This is a genomic window from Clostridium sp. AF19-22AC, assembly GCF_003479085.1.
GTDB lineage: Bacteria > Bacillota > Clostridia > Lachnospirales > Lachnospiraceae > Faecalicatena_A > Faecalicatena_A orotica.
Genome location: NZ_QUGN01000063.1, coordinates 475 through 979, shown reverse-complemented (window position 1 = coordinate 979; position 505 = coordinate 475). Strand labels below are relative to the sequence as shown.

At 39.6% G+C, this 505-nt stretch carries 1 pseudogene; it reads right to left on the bottom strand.

The features are described 5' to 3' along the window. Positions 1 to 295: 295 nt before the first annotated feature. Positions 296 to 505 (bottom strand): annotated as a pseudogene (locus DWX43_RS27235) (transposase); the annotation flags it as partial.

Below are 505 nucleotides of genomic sequence, written 5' to 3'. Positions count from 1 at the left end.
GAACAGCCACAGTTTCCTTATACATAGAGTATAAGAAATACGGCAGGTATAATCAAGCCCTCTCTTTATATAAATGGAACGGATTTTAATGTGAATTGTCTGGTAATAATAGGGGAGATATTCCCTTTTGGATGGTACACTTCCTGACCATTTGAATAAACGGATCTTTTTGTTTCATGGTTAGAATTACTATAAGCAGAAGTGGAATAGAAAACAGATTGGACTCCCACTTCCACAGATGGTAAGTAATAATAAATAAGTCTTAGTGGGAGTCCGATTTTTACTTTATAAAACTTCAGACGTCTTCCCCCAATGAAGCCATAAGTTCCTGAATAGTATCCACAGATTCCTCCAGTTCATCAGCAATTTCTTCCGGACTTTTTCCTTTAGACAGCTTCTTTTTTAACTGTTCAATTAACTTATCACTACGGCCTTCTTCACGCCCTTCCTCTCTGCCGCGGCTCAGTCCCTCGGTATATGCCTCTTCACGCTGTACCTCGATGTC